16 protein-coding genes are annotated in these 20,965 nt (G+C 68.8%); 3 read left to right on the top strand and 13 right to left on the bottom strand.

Translation table 11 applies throughout. The annotated features are described in order from the left end of the window. The 11 genes from fliF to motA form a co-directional block, all read right to left on the bottom strand. On the bottom strand, positions 1 to 1,578 hold the full coding sequence (gene fliF / locus HY726_14995; GenBank protein ID MBI4610304.1) for a flagellar M-ring protein FliF: 1,578 nt from the start codon (positions 1,576 to 1,578) through the stop codon (positions 1 to 3). Positions 1,579 to 1,581: 3 nt separating this feature from the next. Beyond that, positions 1,582 to 1,920, bottom strand: coding sequence for a flagellar hook-basal body complex protein FliE (fliE, locus tag HY726_14990; protein ID MBI4610303.1), 339 nt, complete (start codon positions 1,918 to 1,920; stop codon positions 1,582 to 1,584). A gap of 20 nt (positions 1,921 to 1,940) precedes the next feature. Next, positions 1,941 to 2,360, bottom strand: coding sequence for a flagellar basal body rod protein FlgC (gene flgC, locus HY726_14985; protein ID MBI4610302.1), 420 nt, complete (start codon positions 2,358 to 2,360; stop codon positions 1,941 to 1,943). 60 nt (positions 2,361 to 2,420) lie between these two features. Further along, a complete protein-coding gene (gene flgB / locus HY726_14980; protein MBI4610301.1) occupies positions 2,421 to 2,819 on the bottom strand; it encodes a flagellar basal body rod protein FlgB in 399 nt (132 codons plus the stop codon). Beyond that, a complete protein-coding gene (locus HY726_14975) occupies positions 2,816 to 4,168 on the bottom strand; it encodes a sigma-54-dependent Fis family transcriptional regulator (protein ID MBI4610300.1) in 1,353 nt (450 codons plus the stop codon). The genes flgB and HY726_14975 overlap by 4 nt, the downstream gene beginning before the upstream one ends. Continuing rightward, complete coding sequence (locus tag HY726_14970; GenBank protein ID MBI4610299.1) at positions 4,165 to 4,965, bottom strand: hypothetical protein; 801 nt, start codon at positions 4,963 to 4,965, stop codon at positions 4,165 to 4,167. Before HY726_14970 ends, HY726_14975 begins: the two co-directional genes overlap by 4 nt. A 6-nt stretch (positions 4,966 to 4,971) precedes the next feature. Next, the gene (locus tag HY726_14965) at positions 4,972 to 5,607 is read right to left on the bottom strand and encodes a response regulator (GenBank protein MBI4610298.1); all 636 of its coding nucleotides are present in this window, start codon (positions 5,605 to 5,607) and stop codon (positions 4,972 to 4,974) included. A 320-nt stretch (positions 5,608 to 5,927) separates the two neighbouring features. Next, on the bottom strand, positions 5,928 to 7,262 hold the full coding sequence (locus HY726_14960; GenBank protein ID MBI4610297.1) for a hypothetical protein: 1,335 nt from the start codon (positions 7,260 to 7,262) through the stop codon (positions 5,928 to 5,930). 93 nt (positions 7,263 to 7,355) lie between these two features. Then, entirely contained in the window at positions 7,356 to 8,651 is a 1,296-nt protein-coding gene (locus HY726_14955) for a response regulator (GenBank protein ID MBI4610296.1), read from the bottom strand. A 59-nt stretch (positions 8,652 to 8,710) separates the two neighbouring features. Continuing rightward, positions 8,711 to 9,595 (bottom strand): OmpA family protein, encoded by an 885-nt coding sequence (locus HY726_14950; protein MBI4610295.1) that lies wholly within the window; start codon positions 9,593 to 9,595, stop codon positions 8,711 to 8,713. Positions 9,596 to 9,598: 3 nt separating this feature from the next. Next, entirely contained in the window at positions 9,599 to 10,459 is an 861-nt protein-coding gene (motA, locus tag HY726_14945; protein MBI4610294.1) for a flagellar motor stator protein MotA, read from the bottom strand. A 516-nt stretch (positions 10,460 to 10,975) separates the two neighbouring features. Here motA and HY726_14940 point away from each other — a divergent pair. The 3 genes from HY726_14940 to HY726_14930 all read left to right on the top strand — a co-directional run bounded on the left by HY726_14940 (position 10,976) and on the right by HY726_14930 (position 13,469). Next, positions 10,976 to 11,890 carry an HDOD domain-containing protein gene (locus HY726_14940; GenBank protein ID MBI4610293.1) on the top strand — a complete coding sequence of 305 codons (915 nt, stop codon included), beginning with the start codon at positions 10,976 to 10,978 and terminating at the stop codon, positions 11,888 to 11,890. Positions 11,891 to 12,925: 1,035 nt separating this feature from the next. Then, positions 12,926 to 13,210, top strand: a complete 285-nt coding sequence (locus tag HY726_14935; GenBank protein ID MBI4610292.1) for a ribbon-helix-helix protein, CopG family — start codon at positions 12,926 to 12,928, stop codon at positions 13,208 to 13,210. Further along, positions 13,203 to 13,469, top strand: coding sequence for a type II toxin-antitoxin system RelE/ParE family toxin (locus HY726_14930; protein MBI4610291.1), 267 nt, complete (start codon positions 13,203 to 13,205; stop codon positions 13,467 to 13,469). The genes HY726_14935 and HY726_14930 overlap by 8 nt, the downstream gene beginning before the upstream one ends. A 179-nt stretch (positions 13,470 to 13,648) precedes the next feature. On the opposite strand, the gene HY726_14925 is transcribed toward HY726_14930, so the two are convergent. Together HY726_14925 and HY726_14920 are read right to left on the bottom strand one after the other, a co-directional pair. After that, positions 13,649 to 18,850 (bottom strand): GAF domain-containing protein, encoded by a 5,202-nt coding sequence (locus HY726_14925; protein ID MBI4610290.1) that lies wholly within the window; start codon positions 18,848 to 18,850, stop codon positions 13,649 to 13,651. Continuing rightward, complete coding sequence (locus HY726_14920) at positions 18,847 to 20,955, bottom strand: response regulator (GenBank protein MBI4610289.1); 2,109 nt, start codon at positions 20,953 to 20,955, stop codon at positions 18,847 to 18,849. The genes HY726_14925 and HY726_14920 overlap by 4 nt, the downstream gene beginning before the upstream one ends. Positions 20,956 to 20,965 lie beyond the last annotated feature (10 nt).

The raw sequence follows: 20,965 nt of genomic DNA, 5'->3' as shown, positions 1-20,965 counted from the left end.
TTATCCCGCGTGGACCTTGCGCTTGAGCATCCACACCCGGAGGAGCTGGACGACTTCGTCCGGGTGCTGCTTGGCCGCGGCGAGGACCCGCTGCTTCATCATGTCCTTCTGCTTGAGTTCCAATGGCTCCGGCGCGAACTTTTCCTCGATCGGCTCCGGCGCTTCGAGGGGAGCCGGAGCGTTCAGGACGGCCGACGCCGCGACCGCTTCCTCGAAGATCTTTCGCCGCCGCCGAGCCTCGAGGAGCACCAGGGCAACGCTGACGGCCACGGCGAGGCTCAGCGCGGTCCATGCCCAGCTCGGAATCGCCCTGGCGGGTCGGGTCGCCGGGGCGGAGGGCTCCCGCTCCGGCACCTGGGTCACATCGAACGGGATCTCGGCGACCTCGACCTCGTCACCGCGGTCCGGCAGGATTCCGGCGGCCTTCTGGACCAGCCTCCGGATCCGCTCGATCTCCGCCGGGGTCCGCGCCGGGCGCTTCCCTTGGACGATCGGGGTATCCAGGAGGACCGCCACGGAGAGACGCTTCACTTCTCCCGGGGCTACCACGGTCTTCTGGACCGTCCGCGAGATCTCGTACGTGATCTGTTCGGCTTCACGCTGGGTGCGGCTGTTGGAAGCGTTGAGCGGAGTCTGGGGGGACTCGGGACCCGGCACACCGCTCGGCTGGGAGGACGTGCCCTGGCTTGACTCGTTGGAGCGAGTCTCCTGCTTGACCACCGAGTTGGGGTCGAACCGCTCCTCGGTGCGCTCGACCTGGTCGAAGTTCACGTGGGCGGCGACCCGGACGGCTGAGTGGCCGGGCCCGACGACGGGGTCCAGCAGGGTCTGCACGCGCCGCTCGATCTCGGCCTCCAGGGTGGCGCGCGCTTCCTGCTGGCTTCCCGACAGCCCCCCGACGCTGCGGTCGGCGCCGCTCCCGAGCACGCGCCCGCTGGTGTCGAGCACCGTGACGCGGTCGGGGCTCAACCCTTCGACCGCGCCGCTGACCAGGTGGACGATCCCGCGCACCTGATCCGGCCTGAGCGCCGTCCCGGGTTTGAGGCGCACCACCACCGAGGCCGAGGCTGGCCGGTCCTGGGTTGAGAAGAGCCGGGGCGCGGGCATCGCCAGGTGCACGCGTGCCTGAAGCACCTCTCGGACCTGGCCGATGGTCCGGGCCAGCTCCCCCTGGAGGGCGCGCTGGAAATTGAGCCGCTGGGCGAAGTCGGTGGTCCCAAACTGGCTCTTGTCGAACAGCTCGAAGCCCGGGCTGCCCGCCGACGGAAGCCCCTGGCTCGCGAGCTTGAGCCGCCACTCGTGGACCTGGGCAGCCGACACCAGGATCTGCTTGCCGCCCTCGGCGAGCCGCGTGGGGACGCGCGCCTGACGGAGGGCCTCCGTCACGGCGGTTGCGTCCTCGGGCGGCAGGTTGGCGAACAGGATCTGGAAGTCACGCGGGCCGGAGAGGAGCGAGAGCAGCGTCACGGTCAGGCCCAGCGCCCCGACCGCCACGAGCAGGGACCACCGCGTGCGGCTCGGGAGGGTTGCCCATTTGGCTCTGGCGGCGACGAGGAGCATCTCGAGGCGTGGTGGCATCGGTTACACCTGAATTCGCAGGACTTCCTGGTACGCCTCGAGCAGGCGGTTTCGGACCTGGAGGAGGAGCTGGAAGGTCACGTTGGCCTTCTCCACGGCGATCAGGGTGGGAGTTACGTCCCGCGTCTGCCCGGTGGCGAAGGTCTGGGCGGCCTCTTCGGCCGACCGCTGGGCCTGGTTGACTGCAGCAATGGCGTCCCGGAGCAGGTCGCCGAAGCTCGTCGGGAGCGCGCCGTTCACCGCGCCCGCTCCCGCGCCGGGCACGACGGGCGGCTGCGGCGGCCGCGGCGGGGCCACCCGCAGGGCGGGTGAGGCGATCGGCTGCGGGGCGATGTCGGCCATCGCGAATCCTCAGTGTGGGGCTAGCGCCCCAGCTCGAGCGCTTTCTGCATCATGGACTTCAGAGCCTGGATGGCGCTGACGTTCGCCTCGTACGCGCGCGTGGCGGCCATCAGGTCGATCATTTCCATCACCGGGTTGACGTTGGGGAGCGAGACGTAGCCCTCCGCGTCCGCATCGGGGTGGCCCGGTTGGTGGATGCGCCGGAAGGGAGTTTGGGCGTCAACGACCCCGACGACGCGCACACCCCGGCTGGGCTCGGCGCTCGGCAGGCCGGGGAAGGCACTGCCGTGAGCCTCGAAGACGACCTTGCGTCGGCGGTACGGCCCGCCTTCGGGCGTGCGAGTCGTGTCGGCGTGGGCCAGGTTCTCGGCGATGAGGTTCATCCGAGCCCGCTGGGCGGCGAGCGCTGAGGCGCTGATGGCGAGGGGGTCGATCTCCATGGAGAGCCTCCTAGATAGCTCGGAGGGGGGCATGCCCCCGATGCGAGTTCACGGTTCCTCCTAGATGCGGCCGCTGATGGCGGTCTTCATGGCGTTGAGCTTCGCGATCAGCAGGTGGACGACCGCGTTGTGGTAGAGCGCGTTCTCGGCGATTTTGACCATCTGGCGATCGATGTCCACATCGTTGCCATCCGGTCGGGGAGGGCTGTCAGGAGCCCGCACGAGACGGACATCCAGTGTGTTGTCGCTGTCTCCGGCCTTGGCCGTGGGTCCGAAGGCCACCGGCGTCGCGTGGGCCTGGCGGGCCAGGTCGAGCTCCCGCGCGAACGTCAGGTCGTATCCCCTGTACCCGGGCGTCTCCACGTTGGCGAGGTTCTGCGCGAGGAGGGCGTGGCGTCGAACCGCGAATGCCGCGCCTCGCTGGAGCAGCTCCATCGTGGCCCCGAAGAGAGCGATCATGAGGCGGCCCCGGCGGCCGCGAGGGGCGACCCCAGGAGGGTCAGGGCCCCTTCGGTGAGGCGGTAGCTCCGCAGTCGGTTGCGAACGGTGCGCACGCTCATCCCGAGGATCTTGGCGGCCTTTTCCCGATTACCGCCCACCTGTCGGAGCGTGCTCAGGATCAGCTCCTTCTCGACCTCGTCCCACGGCCGGCCCGCCAGCTGCCCTGGCGTGACGGGGGTGGCGTCCTCGAGCACGAGGTCGCGCCCCCTGAGGACCGGTCCCGGTGCGAGGATCACGGCTCGCTGGATCACGTTCTCCAGCTCGCGCACGTTGCCGGGCCACGGGTGCGCGAGGAGGCGCCCCACGGCGGAGTCCGCTAGCTCTCGGACCGCAGCGTTGTACTCGGCGGCGTACCGGGCGAGGAAGTGGCGGGCGAGCAACGGGACGTCCTGCAGGCGCTCCCGGAGGGGCGGGAGCTGGAAGCTCACGACCGTGAGCCGGAACAGAAGGTCCTCCCGGAATCGTCCCTCCCGCACCAGCGCCCTGAGCGAGCGATTGGAGGCGGCGATGAAGCGAACGTCGACCCCCCGGGCGTCGCTGCCGCCGATTCGCGTGACCGACCGGTCCTCGAGGACCCGGAGGAGTTTGGCCTGCACCGGGAGCGGCATGTCGCCGATTTCATCGAGGAGGAGGGTGCCCCCCTGCGCTCGCTCGATCACGCCCTGGTGGGACGCCTTGGCGTCGGTGAACGCCCCGCGCTCGTGGCCGAACAGCTCGGCCTCGACCAAGGACTCGGGAAGAGCCGCGCAGTTGAGGGCCATGAAGGGACCACCGGCCCGGGGACTCCAACCGTGGATGGCGCGGGCCAGCACTTCCTTGCCGGTGCCGCTTTCCCCGAGCAGGAGGATCGTGGCACCGGTTGCGGCAGCGCGGCGGGCGTCGGCGAAGAGCGCCATCATCCGCGGGTCCTGGGTCAGGGGAAGTCGCGGAGAGGGCTCAGCGAGAGGCGTGAGCGGTGCCCGCTCCAGCAGCCGCTGGAGCCGCTGGGGGGACACGGGCTTTTCCAGGAAGTCGTCCGCGCCCGCCTTGAGGGCTGAGACTGCGGTCTCGACCGTCCCGAACCCGGTCAGGAGGACGAAGAACGTGTGCGGCACGCGGGCTTTGATCTCTCGGAGCAGGGCGAGGCCGTCGAGGTGGGGCATCCGGAGGTCGCTGATCACCATCGGATACGGGGAGGCGAGGAAGAGGCGGAGCGCCTCCGCGCCGTCCTGGGCCGTGTCGACCGCGGCGCCCTTGCGCCGGAGCAGGTCACTCACGGACTGCCGGGGGAGTGCCTCGTCGTCGACCACCAGGATCGTGCCGCTCATCGGTCCCGTCCTCCCTCGTCGGCCGGCTGATCGTCCGGGGCGAGCGGAAAGTCACAGCGCACCTCCGTCCCCTGTCCCGGCGCGCTCGCGATCTTGATCGTCGCCCCGTGGCGGGTGAGGATGCCCGAAACCACGGCCAGGCCCAGGCCGGTGCCCCTGGGTTTGGTCGTCACGAAGGGCTCGAAGATCCGCGCGAGGAGCTCGGGCGCGATGCCGATGCCGGTGTCCGTGATCTTCACCCGGAGGCGCCTGCCCTTGGCTTCGGTGCCGATCGTCAGACTGCCACCGTGCGGCATAGCCTGGAGCGCGTTGAGGAGAAGGTTGAGGAAGACCTGCTTGAGCTGTTCGGTGTCACCCCGGATGCAGGAGCGTGTGGCGGCAAGGTCCCTGACCAGCTCGACGCCGGTGCCCCGCACCGCGTGGTCGGCGAACGTTGTGGCCTCTTCAAGGACACGATGAAGGTCCACGCGAGCGAGCAGCGGCTCGGGACGGCGTCCGAACGCGAGGAGGTTGGTCGCGACTGCCGTGAGACTCCTGATGCCGGTGAGGAGGCGGCTGGCCAGGAGCGAGAGGTCGGGGTGCTCGCGCACCGCTTCCTCGATGAGCGAGGCGTACAGCTCGGTCGCCCCCAGCAGGTTCTTGAGCTCGTGGGCGACCGCGGCCGAGGCGGCGCTCCAGCTCAGGATCTGGTCGGCCTTGGTGCTCGCCCGAGGTGAGCCGTCCAAGTCCGTCTTCAACGCCGGAGGCTTGACCCAGCCCGGCGCGGCGGGCCGGTGGCGCAGGGTGGCGCTCCCCATGCTGGCTCAGGCCCTCCGCGCCCTGGCCTGGGCGGGCGCCCACGGCGAGCATGCGGGCCGGCTCCCCTTGGTCAGCCTCGCCCGGAGCGTTTCCCGCGAGATGCCCAAGAGCCGGGCAGCCCGGGCTTTGTTGCCGTGTGTCGCGGCGATCACATGATCGATGTAAGCCGCGACGACCTCTCGAAGCGGCTTAGGAGCTCCCAGCGGGGGGGGCCATGCCGGTCCCTGCGTCTCCTCGGTAAGGGGGAATGTCACGGCTCGCGAGGGGCCCGGGAGGTGCGGTCCGCCGGCGAGTGCAGCGTCGCAGGCCCTGACGAGGGCGTCCGGGTCGACAGGCTTCACCAGATACTCCGCGGCGCCGCGGCGCATGGCCTCGACGACGCTCCGGATCTCCGGATAGCCGGTCACGATGATGACCGGCAGCCCGGGCCACAGCGCTTTGAGCTCACCGAGCAGGTCGATCCCGGTCCGGTCGGGGAGGATCAGATCGAGCAGGACGAGGTCGGGGAGACTCGCCTTGCAGCGCGCGATCGTCTCCCGCGCGCTTGAGGCTTGGCTCACGGTGTGCCCGGCGTTCTGGAGGAGCTCGGCCGTCAGCTCTCGGCTCGTCCGATCGTCGTCTGCGACCAGGATGCGCGGCATAGCGTTCAGAGCGCTTCGGTTTGCCACTGGGGCCACTATAGCGAGGCCGCGCAGGCGGGCGCACCCCCGATTCCGGTCCCGATAGGCGGACCGGCGTCCCCCCCGGGCGCAGCCGGATCGGATGGGGCGCTAGTAAACGGAGGGGGACACCCACGCCTTCGGCGCGGGTACCCGGCCCGCTCAACCGGAATGGGGGGAGGTATGGGAACGGGGGCGCTAGGTATGTGTCGGAGTAATGCCCTTCGAGCGCGGGCTTGGCCCGCGCAACCGATTCCTGGGGGAGGTTTCGGAGGGGGCCGTCGAGGCCCCCTCCGAGCTGTTTAGGTCGTCGGGGCTTGAGCCGGTCGCATCGGGGGAAGCGCAACGACCACGATCGTACCCTTCTGGGGAGCGGGCTCTATCCACACCTGACCGCCGTGGCCCGCGACGATTTCCTGGACGATGCTCAGCCCGAGCCCAGTCCCTTCGCCGACCGGTTTTGTGGTGAAGAACGGTTCGAAAATGCGCGGGAGAACCTCGGGCGGAATCCCCGGCCCGTCGTCTTCGACTCGAAGCTGGACCCACTCGCCGGCCCGGCGCGTGGTGAGCTTCAGGACCCCTGAGCCATAGGCGGCTACCATCGCGTGCTGGGCGTTGAGCATCAGATTGATCAGGACCTGCTCCAGCTCGTGATGGTCCCCCATGACTGCCGGAAGGTCCGGTTCGAGATCGGTCTCGACCCGGATGTTGTCGGCGGCGAGCTGGTATTCCTGAAAGTCGGTCGCCCATCGGACCAGGTCGTTCACGCCGACAGGCCCGCGTTCCGACGGGTGGTTGCGGGCGAAGGTCGAGAGCCCCTTCGCGATCTTCGCTGCCCGCGCCGCCGCCTCTTTAATCTTGCCTACGTGGCGTTTGGCGTCGTCGAGCGACGCTGCCTTCTCGATCAGCGTCGCCCGCCCGAGCACCGCCGTGAGCGGGTTGGTGAGCTCGTGGGCGACGCCGGACACGAGCTGGCCCAGGGCCTTGAGCTTCTCGGTGTGCTGGAGCTGGGCTTGGTGCGAGCGAAGGAGCGCCTCGAGGGTTTGGACCCGCTGGCGGTCCTCTGCCCAGGCCAGCAGGAGTCCTGCCCATGAGGCGAGCCACCGGGCCGCCGTCACCTCGACCGGTTGGAAGATCCGCCCCGCCTCCCGATCGCCGAAGCTGAGCACCGCCGCCACGCGGTGATTCCAAATCACGGGGACGTGGAGCGCTGCTCGGAGGGCGAGCGACCGGTCGAGCGCACGGTTGAACTGCACGCAATGGCTCCCGAGGCCGACCACGGGTTCGCACCCCTGGACCACGGCGGTGAGCGCTGAGTCTTCGGAGGCGGGCCACGGGCCCCCGAGCTGCGGCTCATCCTCCTCGCCGACTGCGGCGAGGGGCTCGAAGCGTGAGCCGGTGCCCACGGGGGCCACGAGGCTCACAAAGTCGACCTCGAGAAGCCCCCGGCCCACCTCCACGATCCGCCGGGGCGTGTGCCCACCGTTCGAACCGTTGAGGAGGATTTCCGGGAGGCTGGCCATCCGGGCCACCAGAAGCCGCTCGCGCTGGATCTCGAGGCTGGGGCGCTCGAGGTCCTGGATCCGGCTCCCGAGCGCCGCGTTTTCTTCGGCCACGCCGAGGTCTCGGTGTTTCAAGGACACACGCTCCCTTTGCCGTTTGCTGGGTGATCCCCAAGGACGAACGGAGCCAAGAATAGAGGTCGGCAGGGGAGCGGCGATTCCGGACGGTCAGGCGCGCGACTGGTCGCCCATCACGGCCGCCAGCGCGCCGAGCAATGCCTTCAGCGTGAACGGCTTGCTCAGGCAGGGGGCGTCGGTGCGTTCCAGGAAGGACTGGGTTTCCTGGCCCAGGACGTCGCCGGTCGTGATGACCACCTTTCGGGCGAGGGCCGGGTCCCGGCGGGCTATCTCCTCGAGGAGCGCTTGACCGTTGATGTCCGGCAGGCGGACGTCCAGGATGATGGCGTCGAACTGCCCGGTGTCGAGCATTGCGAGCGCCTCGCTGCCCGATCCGGCCTCCTGGGTGACGTGTCCGGCCCGGCGCAGGAGATGGCTCAGCGCACCCCGAAGGTCGGTCTCGTCGTCCACCACCAGGATCCGGCCGGTCGGGGCGGGACTGGCTTGAGAAGCCTCGGCGTCGAGCGCCTGCGCCGCGCCGATCGGCAGCGCGACCAGAAGGGTCGCACCAGCGGCGTCGGACCGGGCCAGGAGGCTCCCTCCGTGGGCCTCGACGATCGCCTGGCACAGGCTGAGACCGAGGCCGGTGCCGACCCCCGGGGGCTTGGTGGTGAAGAACGGATCGAAGATCCGCTCGCGGAGATCGGCGGGAATTCCCGGCCCGTCGTCGGCGATCTCCACGCGCACCCGGGCGGGCTCGGCCGCCATGCCGATGCGGATCGTCCCGCGTCCCCGTCCCGTGGATTCGATGGCCTGGCGGGCGTTGACGAAGAGGTTCACAAAGACCTGAAGCATCTGGTTTGGATCGACGGCGCAGAGCGGGAGGTCGGCGGCACACTCCCACTGGACGGTGATGCTCGCGTGGCGGAGCGAGGGGTCGAGCAGCTCGATCCCCTGGCGGAGCAGCTCGTGCACGTCCGTCAGGACCCGTTCGGGCGACGGTCGCTTGGCATAGGTCGCCAGGTTCTTGACCACCCTGATCGCTCGCTCGGTCTGGGTTCGGATCCGGTCGACCAGGTCCTGGGCCTCGGCGGCGAGCGGGAGCTCCTGGAGGATCGTCAGGCAGGCGAGAACGGCGGCGAGGGGGTTGTTCAGCTCGTGCGCCATGCCCCCGATGAGCTGATTCAGGCCGACGAGCTTTTCGAGGTCGGCCAGCTGCGCCTCGGCGCGCCGGAGGTCCTCGAGCCGGTTTTGAAGCTCGCGGGAGAGCCGCGCGTTGTCGCGCGCCAGCGTCTCCAGCGCCGCAGCGAGAGCGGGGGCGTCGGTCTGGCTTGCCCGCCTCAGATCCGCGACGGCCTCGAGCTCCTCAGGCCGATCGCTGTTCGCCGTGATCTCTCCTGCTCCCATGCTGGACTTATCGCGAAGAGATACGCGAACGCTATTGTAAGTGACCCTTGGCGGTGCCATCAACGGATATTTTTGCCGGCGTGGCCGGGAAGCCCGTCGATCTCCGCCAGAAGCTGCGAGCGCTCCCTGCTGCCCACGGCCCCCTCGCTCCGGCGCTTGATGATGATGCTCACACGCCGGTTCTGGGAGTCCCGGGGATTCGTGGGCTCCAGGAGCTGATGGTCGGCGTACCCGATGACCCGGGTGACCTGGCGGGGGCGTAAGCCGCTTTCCTCCATCGCCCGGCGCGCGCTGTTCGCCCGATCCGCCGACAGCTCCCAGTTGCTGTAGTCGCGCTGGGTCCCCTGGTAGGGCCGGGAGTCCGTGTGCCCCTCGATGGTCACCTCGTTGGGCAGTCGCCCGGCGACCCTGGCGATGATCGCCAGAAGCCGGCGAGTGGCCGGCTTGAGCGTCGCCGACCCGATATCGAAGAAGACGCTGTCGTCCTTCTCCACGAGCTGGATCCTGAGGCCGTCCGCAGTCACGTCGATCCGGATCTGATCTTGGAGTTTTTTGAGCTCTCCCTCCGCCTCGATGAGCTCGGCGAGCCACTTCGCCACCCCCTCCAGGGTCAGATCGTCCCCTGGCTCGAGCGCGGTCGCAGCCGAGGCGGGCCGGGGCTGCATGGGGAGGATCCCCGCACCACCGTTGAGCACGGAAGCGCGCCCGGCCTGACTCCACACAGCGGGCGTGCGGAAGTAGGCGCCAATCGCCTCCCGGACCTGGACGTTCTGACTGCTGGCCCAGAGCACGATGAAGAGGGCCATCATGGTGGTCATGAAGTCGGCGTAGGCCACCTTCCACGCCCCGCCGTGGGGTTCGCCGTGCCGCTTCGGGCGCCGCACGACGATCCGGACTGCTCGGGGGTCCTGCTGCTGCTGGCGGCGCAGCCTTCGGCGGAACATGCGCTACCTCGGGCTCACGACCTGGATCGCCGTGTCCATCTCGTCCAGCTCCGGCCGCTCGTGGGAGAAGATGACCCGGCGGGCGAACTCCACCGCCACGGCGGGCGGGGTGCCCTTCGCCATCGCGACCACGCCGGACTTGATGCACTCGAGGTACTTGGCCTCGGCCTGGCTCTGGAAATCCAGGTTCATCGCCAGGGGCTGGACAACCCCATAGGAGAGGAAGACGCCGAGGAACGTCCCCACGAGGGCCGCGGCCACGCTGCGGCCCATCTCGGACGCCGGCCCGTCGACTCCCTGCATCGAGATGACGATTCCCACGATCGCCGCGACGATGCCGAGGCCGGGGAGGGTATCGCCCAGCTTCGCCAGGATCCCCGATGCCTTGGTGACCTCTTCGTGGTGGGTCTCCAGCTCGCGGTCGAGCAGGAGATCCAGGTCCTCGGGCGGGATCCCCGTGTCGAGCAACAGCCGGAGCGCGTCGGCGAAGAAGCGCACCGCTTTGGGAAAGGCCAGAAAGCTCGGGTACTTGGAGAAGATGGTGCTGGATTCAGGTGCCGCGATATCCTGGTCGAGAGCGATGATGCCGTGCTTCTTGATATTGACGAACACCTCGAACTGGAGGGTGAGGAGGTCGGTGTACTGGTCCTTGCCCGACGTGGCCCGTCCCACCACGGCGCGGATTCCCGCGAAGAGCTTCGGGAGGTGGTGGTGTGGGGTTCCGATCAGGACCGTACCGAGCGCGGCGCCGATAATGATCAGGATCTCGGCGGGTTGGATCAGGAGCATGAGGGGACCGCCTGCGAGGAGGAACCCCCCGAATACGCTTAAGAAAACGACGCCGACCCCGATGAGTACGATCATGCGGCAGCTCCTCCCTGACGGGGGCGCGTCGGTCGGCCAGCCCGAAGTAGCTCAGCGACCGATATCAGGGCCGGTTCCCCCCTGGTGTCCGGCTAGACCGAAGGTCCATTCCGCGTCTCACCCGTTCCAACGACCCGGCGGCCCGCCGACATGGCGCGGTCCGCACCTGATCGGTCCAACGTCTGTCCCGTTGCCAGCTAGAACCCCGGATCTGCGGCAGCGACTCTCCTGCGTTGCCCCCTGGAGAGACTTCCCGCGAGACCCAGGCTGTGTGCGCTGTCTCGCCAACGGACGGTTGCTCGGCGGCACCCATCCGCTGCTCTAGGGATTCGGCAGGCAGTCAGCCGAAACGGAGGGAATCACAGGAGGTTCAGAAAGCGGTCTGGGTGGCCGAATACTTGATTGGGTGCGGCTGTCCCACCGCCGTCTTTGTGTGGGACCGCCTCTGACTGTAAACATGCTGATTTTGAAGCGCTCCTTCCGCTGCGGAAGGGCTGCGCCCCGGGGACATCGGCGATGACACTCTCTTGGAATCCGGCGGCGGCGACACCTGAGCGGCTCTCGACGCCGTTCAAGGAGCGGTTTCTGGCGGATCTGGACCTGTTGCCCCCGCTTCCCTCGTTTCCTCCCGTCATTTCGCGCCTGATGAAGATCGTCAACGATTACGACTCCTCCGTGCTCGACATCGCCTGGATCTTGCGGGAGGATCCCGGACTCACCGTGCGCGTGCTCAGGATGGCCAACTCGCCGGTCTATGGCGCCCGCATGCCGGTCACCTCAGTGGCGCAGGCCGTCTTGAGGCTGGGGATGGTGCAGATCCGGAACATCATCCTCACGCTGGGGATCATCCGGACCCTGGAGACGTGGGGCGGCCGCGACCGCAAAGCCTTCTGGCTCCACAGCGTGACCGTGGCCTTCGCCACCGAGGCGATCCTCCAGGTGGCGGTCCCGGCGGCCGAGGAGGACGGCGAAGACGGCGCCTTTGCCGCGGGCCTCCTCCACGACATCGGCCTGCTCGTGCTGTGGGAGTACTATCCCTCCGTGTTCGTGGAGATCAGCCGGTTGGCCTCCGAGCAAGGCCTGGCCCGGTATAAAGCGGAGCTGGCAGCCCTGGAGACCGACCACGGAAGGATCGGCGCGCTGATCGCCGCCCGGTGGGGGCTGCCCCAGCCGATCGTTTCCGGGATCGACTTTCACCACCAGCCCGCGCTCGCGCCCGCCGAGGACCGGCGGGTCGCCGATCTGGTCCACCTGGCTGAGTGCATCTGCTCGCGTGAGGGGATCGGGGACGCCGGCGACGGCCTCCCGATGGATCCCGACCCGGAGACGCTCCGGAACCTCGGGGTGGAGCCGGCATTGTTTCCCGAGATCATCAGCCGTACGCAGGAGCTGGCAAAGAAGTCAGCGCTCCTGATCGAGTTGGCCCGCTAAAGAGCTCGGAGGGGGGCTCCGCCCCCCTTCCGAAGCCTCCCCCACGACGGATTGCGCCGGCAAAGCCGGCGCTCGAAACTTCCCTCGGGGGGGGCTGACGCCCCCCTTCCGATGCCTCCCCCCCCCCGGACAGGTTGCGCGGGCAAAGCCCGCGCTCGATCCCCTCGAAGGGGGCCTCGACGGCCCCCTCCGAGCCTCCCCCGGGAATGGTGGTTCGAGCCGAGGGGCGGCCGCCGCCCCGCCGGCGAAGACAGCCCCGAGGCGAGGCCCGAGTTGGTTGCGCGGGCCAAGCCCGCGCTAGAAAGCCTCGGAGGGGGGCTCCGCCCCCTTCCGATGCCTCTCCCCAAACCGATTGCGTGGGCCGGGTACCCGCCCCCGAAGGGGCGGGTGGGCGCTCGGCTCCTGGCTCGTTTTCGAGGACCGAACTCGTTTCTTCCCCTATAGGGTGAGGTTGGGAAGGAATCGAATTTGGGGTAGTCCGGCGGTAGGCGTGCGGATCTCCCTTGACTCCCTTTTGGAGCCTCTACGGCCCTCGCCAGACGACCAGGGTCGCCCGAAACGCCTGCTCAGCGCAGAAGAAAAGGCTTGCTCGGAGCGCTCAAGATGGCGTAAGCAGAGAACCACCGCCGGCCCTCAGGGGTGGAGGAAAGGTTTTGAGAAACCCTGGGGGAAAGGTTTCGGGAAATGACAGGTGGGTGAGGTGGGACCGTGCCTGATCACGTTTGACGGGACGGCGCGCCTGCCCCAGGAGCTGTGGCGGTGGAGGAGGGCGTAATGTATGAGCAGCTCCTCGGCGAGGGCCAGAGCGGTGGAGCCGGCTCCTGAACGGTGCTCGGAATTCGTTTCTTTCCCAACCACACCCTTAAGGGGAGGAATCGAATCCGGCTTGAGCGCCCCTGCCGATCCTCCCCGGGCTGGGCCGACCAGGGGCGGTGTCCCCTGGGCTTCGCAGCCCGACCCTCCAAACGCAGAAGTTATAGGAAGGGTTCTTGTGTTCTCTTGGTTATTCGTGTAGCTTAAGACGAAGGCGACGTCATGGGAAACAAGCAAACGGTCAGCGTGGTCCTCGACGCCGAGGTGGCACAGGCCCTCAAAGCGGAAGCCGGTCGACGGGACCGTAGCATGAGCTGGATCGTGAACCGACTCCTCGAGGCCGCGCTGCTCGAATCCCGAGAGATCCGCATCGAGGAAGTCCTGCCTGAAGACCCGGACTGGAAGATCGTTCAGTCCCGGGGGCGCGAGGCGCTGGCTGATTTCGAAAGCTACGATCGGGCTCGGCTGAGAAGGCTGGGACGGAGGCGTCGGGCGGTAGGTGGCTGAACCCTACCGCGTTCGCTTCCGCAGCCGGTCGGTGCGGAAAGAGCTGGACGCCCTCGATGACGAGACCTACCTCCGGATCGCGGCAGCAATCCACTCCCTCCGGGAGAATCCGCGGCCGCCAGGCACGAAGAAGCTTTCGGGTCATGGAGCCTATCGGATTCGAATCGGCGATTATCGGGTCCTGTATACGGTTGCCGACGAAGTGCGTGAGATCCGGGTCGAAGGAGTGCGCAGGCGCAACGAGCACACATACGACTGAGGCCTGAGCTGATGTTCAAGCGAGGCCCCCGCCGACTGACCTAGGGGGACCCCCCCCTCAGGCTCGAGCGCCGGCTTTGCCGGCGCAAGCTGTTCTGGGGGGAGGTTCGGAAGGGGCGGGTACCCGCGCCACACCCGCGCGACAGCGCGGGAGGTCGGCGTGGGTGGCCCCCCTCCGAGTCAAAGGCGCAGATCTTTCAGCCGCTCTCGAAGCTCGGCGGGCTGAAACGGCTTTTCCAGGTAGGGCTGGCCGGATTCCTGCAGGAAGGTCCTGACCTCTTTCGCGATGTCGCCTGTCACGAACAGCACGCTCGGCCGGCGCGGGAGGTTCAGCGTCTGGAGGGCCTTCCAGACCTCCTGCCCGCTCATGTGGGGCATCCTGAGGTCCAGCGTCATGAGGTCGTACGTGCCCCGCGCGAGCATCGTCATAGCGTCGCGTCCCGAGTGAGCGACCTCCGCACGGTGCCCGATCTGTTCAAACATCAGCGAGAGCAGACGAGCGACCGTCGGCTCGTCGTCCACGACGAGGACCGACAGCTGCCGCGTTGACTCGGCGGCCGGCTCGGGCGCCTCCGTCGGCGGCTTCACCTCGCTCTCGATGGCGGGAAGCATGATCGTGAACGTCGCCCCCCGACCGGCCTCGCTCTCGGCGAGGAGCTGTCCGCCGTGGGCCTGGAGGATCCCGTACGAGATGCTGAGGCCGAGCCCTGTTCCCTGTCCCACCGGCTTGGTTGTCAGGAACGGGTCGAAGATCCGGGGGAGCAGCTCCGGGGCGATGCCGGGGCCGTCGTCCCGGACCTTGGCCCAGACATGGGTTCGGTTGCTGCCAGTCTCGATCCAGAGCGTCCCGCGTCCGTGGGTGGCCTTCATCGCGTGGTGGGCGTTCAGGACGAGGTTCAGGATCACCTGCTGGAGCTGGCCGCGGTCGGCCAGGGTTTTGGGGAGCGGCTCGGCCAGATTCCACACCACCTCGATCTGGTCGGTGCTGAGGTGGTAGGCCTGCAGGCTGAGCGTCTGGCGGAGGGCCTCGTTGACGTCCACCGGGACGCGCTCGTGCGGTCTCGGCCGCGCAAAGACCAGGAGGTCCCGGATGATCTTCGCCGCGCGCAACGCCTGGGTACGGATCGTTTCCAGGTCGTCGCCGAGTTCTTTCGACGGCTGCTTTTCCAGCGCCAGCGAGGAGAAGCCCAGGATCACGGACAGCGGGTTGTTGATCTCGTGGGCCACCCCCGCCGCCAGCTGGCCCGTCGCGGCGAGCTTCTCCGCCTGGACGAGCTGGGCCTGGGTCGCCTTCAGGGACTCGTAGGCTTCGTTGACCTGCTGGTAGAGGTGCGCGTTCCTGATCATGACCGCCGCCTGGCTCGCCGAGACCTCGAGCAGGCGCGCGTCCCTGTCGGTGAAGCCGCCAGGCTTGTCAGCGGCATAGAGGATCCCGATGACCTCTCCCTCGACGCTGAGCGGCACGGCCGCGATGGACTCGAGCTGGTGGCGATCGATGAACTCCTGGACGCGGGCCGGGAGATCGCGCGGGTTGTTCAGGATCAAGCTCCCCAGCTTCCGGAGGTTCCCGACCTGCCGCGCCGCCTCCGCGAGCTCGGGGGCCTGGATGTCCCGGACGAGGTCCTCGCTCACCCCGTAGCCGGGCATCTGGCCGACGATCCGCCGCTGGCGGCGGTCGTAGAGCGCGATCAGCGACCGCCGGGCGCCCACGAGCTCGGCGACCTGACGTGTCAATCGACCGTACGTCTCCCGGATGTCGGTCAGCGTGGACATGGACTGGGCGATCCGGTGGAGCCCCGTCATCTCCTGGAGCTGGTGCTCTGCCTCCTGGAACAGGCGGGCATTCTCGATGGCGATGCCGACCTGGCGGCCGATCGCCTCGACGAGGTCGAGCTCCTCCGGCGTGAAGTGATGCTCGGCTTCCCACCAGGTGACGAAGAGACCGCCGACGGGCTGCCCCTTGACGATCATCGGGCAGAACAGGACCGAGCGCTGGGGGAAGCGCCGGAGGGTTTCGGGGTCGACCCGAGGATCCGCCTCGGCGTCGCTGGAGTAGACCGGGCGGTGGTGCTCCCAGGCCTCCTCCAGCAGCCGGTGGCCCTTGATCGGGATCGGGAACGTCATGAACGGCCCCAGCAACTGCTTCGGCACGTGGTAGCCGGCGATCGGGTGGAGGTACTTCTCCTCGGGGTCCGCGAGGAAAGCGCCCACCATGTCGGCCCCGAGCGCCCGGGCCGCCTCCCGCGCGACGCGGCGCATGCGCTCCGTCAGGTCCAGGGTCGAGGTGACCTCCTGGGTGATGGCGAGCAGCGTCTGCGTCTCCCGGAGCCGGGTCTTCAGCTCCTTCAGGAGGTTCGTCCGCTCGAACGCGATCGCGGCGTGGCTGGCCAGCGAGACGAGGAGGCCCACGTCCTCGGCCGAGAATGGTCTCGGCGACTTGTTCAGGACCCCCAGTATTCCGATGACCTGCCCCCGGAGGATGACCGGGACCTCCAGGACGGCGCGGTAGCCGAATTCGGTCACGATGACCGAGTCGCGCCAGTGCGGGTCTCTCGTCATGTCCGAGGAGACGTGGGGCTTCTTCGTCAGCACGACACGTCCCACGCGGCTCTCGGAGACTTTCCGGGGCGGGCGCGCGCGCAGGGCGTCCTCGAGCCCGTAGGCGCCGCGGAGCACCAGCTCGTCCCCCTCGAGCAGGAGGGTGGCCGAGCTGTCGGTCCCCAGCAGCTCGCAGATCCGCCGGCCGATCAACGAGAAGAGCCGCTCGAAGTCATCCTCGGTTGCCAGCTCCTTCACGATCTCGACGAAGGCGGCCTGGCGCGTTTCGAGCTTGCGCCGGACGGTGACGTCGCGGGCGATCCCCTGGACGGCCACCGGCTTGCCGTCCCTGAAGACCAGGCGGCCGCTGCACTCGAGGGCCACCCGACTCCCGTCCTTCTGGATCAGCTCGGTGGTGAACAGTTCGGGGACGCGCTCGCCCCTGATCATCCGGCGTACGAGGTCCCGGTTCCGGGTCAGGTCCTGGGGCGCGACCACCTGGGCGATGTCCATCCCGAGGAGCTCCTCCCGGGCCCGGCCGGTCGCGCGGACGCCGGCTTCGTTGACCGCCAGGATCTTCCCCTCGAGGTCGTGGACGTAGGCGATGTCGAGGATGTTCTCGAAGAGCTCACGGTAGCGGGTCTCCGAGACTGCCAGCCGCTCCCGGGCCTCGCGCTCCGCCTCCAGCAGCCGGGCGTTGTCAACGGCGATCGCCGCCTGCCGCGCGATCCCCTCGACCAGGCGGATCTCTTCCGACGTGAAGGAGTGGGGCTCCCGCACCCAGACGACAGCGAACCCTCCGATCAGCTCGCCCTTGAGCCACATCGGGTGGACGAGGACGGATTTGTGAGGGATCAGCTGGGCCAGCGGGTGGTCGAACCGCGCGTCCGTCTGGCTCTCGCTGGAGTAGATTGGCCCCTCGAGCTGCCTGGCGATCTCGACGAAGCCGTCCCCGAGGCTGAGCGGGGCGCGCGCGAAGGTCGCGACCAGCTCTTTGGGGACGCGATACCCGGCGAGCGGCACGAAGCAGTCGCGGTTCGGGCTGAGGCACCAGGCTCCCCCCATGTCAGCGCCGAGGACCCGGACCATTTCCCGGATCGTGCGGCGGGCGATCTCGCTCAGGTCCAGCGTCGAGCCCACCGCCTGGCCCACGGCCAGCAGGGTCTCGGTCTGCCCGAGTCGCTGCCGGGTCTCCTCGTAGAGCTGGGCGTTCTCGATCGCGAGCGCGGCCTGGGCGGCCAGGGCGCCGAGCAGCTCTGCGTCCTCGGGGCGGAAGGGCCGGGGCTCGCGATGGAGGAGCTTGAGCACGCCGAGCGTCCGGTCCTTGAGCCTCATGGGGACCGCCAGCATCGCCCGGTATCCGAAGCGGCGCACCACGGGCGTCTCCCGCCAGTCGGCGTCCTCGGCAAGGTCCGGGCAGATGAGCGGGCTGCCTTCGCGGATGACTCGTCCCGTGAGGCTCTGGTTGACCTTGAGCCTCCCGATCGCTTTCAGCTCGTCGTCCACCCCGACCGCGCTGCGGAACACCAGCTCGTCCCCCTCGAGGAGGAGCAGGAGGGCCGCATGGCTGCCCATGAGCTGGCGGGCCTGCTCGGTGATCATGGGGAGGAGCCGATGCATGTTGATCTCGCTTGCCAGGTCCCGGCCCATCGCGGCGATGGTCTTCTGGCGCTGCTCGAGCTCGCGCTCGGTCTCCAGGAGGCGGGCATTCTCGATGGCGAGGGCGGCCTGCCGCGCGATTCCCTCCGCCAGGCGCACCTCTTCGGGCGTGAACCGGTGCCGCTCGCGCACCCACGCGATCGCGACCCCCCCGAAGATCCGATCCTTGAACCACATCGGGATGCCCAGGGCCGACTTGTGGGGGACCAGCCGCGCGAGCGGATGGTCGAACCTCGGGTCGGCCTGGCTGTCGGTCGCATAGATCGGCTCCCGGAACTGCTTCGCGGCGTCGATGATCGGATGCTCGAGCGGGAACGGGGTGTGGGCGAAGGTCTCGACCAGCTCCTTGGGGACGCGGTAGCCCGCAACGGGGAGCAAGCCGTCGCGGGTCTGCGTGACGAGCCACGCGCCGCCCGTGTCCGCCCCGAGGGTCCTGACGATCTCGCGCGTCATCCTGCGGAGGATCTCGGTCAGGTCCTGCGTCGAGCTGATCGCCTGGCTCGCGGCCAGCAGGGTCTCGGTGTGGCGGAGGCGCTGCTGCGTCTCCGCGTAGAGTCCCGCGTTCTGGATCGCGATGGCGGCGTGGTCAGCGAGCCTGAGCAGGATCGCCTCGTCCTGGTCGCTGAACGGGCGCGGCGCGCGGTTGTGCACGATGACCAGCCCTTCGACGCGATCACCGATCCGGATCGGGACGGCCATCAGCGCGACCACGCCCTCCTCGCGCGCCAGCCAGAGGTAGTCCTTGGTGATCCGCGGATCCTCGGCGTAGTTGTCGGTGCGGAACGGGCGCCCGGTCACGAGCACGAGCCCGCTCACCCCTTTTCCGGGCTCGACGCGGAAGGTGTCGTACCCTTCGTAGCGTGCCCCCGCCCGGTGCCGGAAGACGAGGGTGTCCGACCCGGGCTCCAGGAGCCCGATCCGCGCCGCGTCGCTCGCACACAGCTCCCTGGCGGCCTCGGTCACCCGTTGCAGCACGGTGCCGAGGTCCAGGGAGGCATTGATGGTCCGAGTCACGTCGGCCAGGACCTCGGCCTCCTGCCGCCGCCGCTCGGCCTCCTCGTAGAGCCGCGCGTTCTCGATGGCCATCGCGGCCTGGGCCGCGAAGGTGTTGAGCAGTCGCTGGACGCTTCGGACGCGGCCGAGCCACGCCTTGACCATCCGGACACCTGGCTTCCGGCTGATCACCTGAGGACGTCGCGTACGACTTCGAGAAGCTCCTCGCGCGAAAACGGCTTGCGAAGGAGCTTGCCGTTCGCTTCGGCCATGAAGGCCTGGACCGCCTCGGTGACGAGGCCGCCGGTCATCAGCAGGAAGCGGCGACGCAGGGCCGGATGGCGGGCGCTGACCTCACGGTAGAACGTGAGCCCGTCCATGCCGGGCAGGTAGAGGTCGGAGACGATCAGGTCCACCGCGCCGTCGAGTCGTTTCAGCGCCTCGTCGGCGTTCGGGACGCCGACGGTCGTGCCCCCCGCGGCTTCCAGGTAGGCCCGCACGAGGTCCTGCACCGGCCGATCGTCCTCGACCACGAGAATCCGCAGCCCCGACAGCGAGACCGGGCCGTCGGATGTCGGCGCGAGCGTCGCGGCCGGGCTCGCGCGACCGGGCGTGCTGCCGGCCCCCGCCTGTGGGCCGGAGCGGTTCGCCCCGTCGGAGTGGACCCCGGCCTTGATCGGCAGCTTGACCGTGAAGGTCGAGCCCTTGCCCAGCTCGCTCTTGACCTCGATGGTGCCGTCGTGGCTCTGCACGATCCCGAGGCTCACCGAGAGCCCGAGGCCGGTGCCGCTCACGTCGGGCTTGGTGGTGAAGAACGGCTCGAAGATCCTGTCGAGGTGCCCGGGCGCGATCCCGGTTCCGGTGTCGGCGAACTCGACCTGAACGAACCCGTCGGCCGCGGCGCTGTGGATGGTGACCGAGCCCCCGTCCGGCATCGCGTGGAGCGCGTTGTTGATGAGGTTCACGAACACCTGCTTGATCCGGGGCACGTCGACCTCGACGGCGGGGAGATCCGGGGCGTAGATCTCGTAGAACACGACGTGCTCGAGGCCGGCCTGGCGCCGGACCATCGCGACCGTTTGCTCGACCACCGCGTTGAGATCCGCGGGTTCGGGTCTGAACTGGCTCTGGCGGCTGAACTGGAGCAGGTCGCGCACGATGTCGCGCGCCCGCACCGCCTCCTGCTGGATCAGCGTCAGCTCCTCGCGCATCGGGTCGCCGGGTTTGAGGGCGCCGATCAGGTACGAGGCGAAGCCGAGCACGCTGGTCAGCGGGTTGTTCAGCTCGTGCGCGATGTTCGCGACCAGCTCCCCGATGGCGGCCAGCTTCGTGGACTGGATCAGCTGCGCCTGCGCCTGCTTCAGCTCCGCCATCTTGCGGGTCACGTCCGCGTAGAGGCGCGAATTCTCCACCGCGGTGGCGACCTGGTTGGCGACGATCTTGACCAGGTTCTCCTCGTCGGCCTTCGCCCCTGGCGGCAGCACGTGGTGTGCCCGCATGAGGCCCAGCGGCCGTCCGCGGATCATGAGGGGGATGGTCCACTCGACCTCGTTCCAGTCCTCAGCCGGCTCGTTGCGGAGCATGCTGCGCGGGTGCCCGCCCTCGTCGCCGCGCACGGTCACTCTCAGGCCGGCTGGTTCGCTAAGCTCCACGGTGAGCCTGGTCGTCCCCAGGGCCCGCACCAGGCCGGCCAGGAGCCGCTCGAGCAGCGTGCGGACTTCCAGCTCCGACGTCATGTCCTGGAACACCCGGTGCAGATCCTCGAGCTGGCCCGCCCGCCGCACGAAGTGATCGTTCAGGCGCTTGAGGTTCTCGACCTGGTTCACCAGCCGGTAGACCAGGCGCTGGTTGAGCTCGCGGAGGTAGACGCCTTCTTCGCGCTCCTCGACCCGCTCGCGCTTGCCCTCCAGGAACTCGGCAACCTGCCGGGGAAGGGTGTCCACGTCGATGGGCTTCTGGAGGTATCCGTCGCACCCCGCGACGAGCGTGCGCTGGCGGTCACCGTCCATCGCGTAGGCGGTCAGGGCGATCACGGGCGTGGTGGAGACCGCCGGGAACGACTTGAGGACGGCGACGACCTCGTAGCCGTTGACGCCGGGCAGGTTGATGTCGAGGAGGATGAGGGCCGGGTCCTCGCGAATCGCGGCCTCGATACCCGCCAGGCCGTCCTCCGCCTCGACCACCGTGTAGCCTGCGGCCTCGAGGACCGCGCGGGCCAGCATGCGGTTCTCGGCGTTGTCCTCGATATAGAGGATTTTCGGTGACGGGCGATCGTGGGGGAATCCGTGTCTGGGCATGCGCGGGGTC

The organism is Candidatus Rokuibacteriota bacterium (assembly GCA_016209385.1).
In the GTDB taxonomy this organism is placed as follows: Bacteria; Methylomirabilota; Methylomirabilia; order Rokubacteriales; family CSP1-6; genus JACQWB01.
Note: the sequence above shows the minus strand (reverse complement) of the source record. Positions and strands in the feature narration are given on the sequence as shown.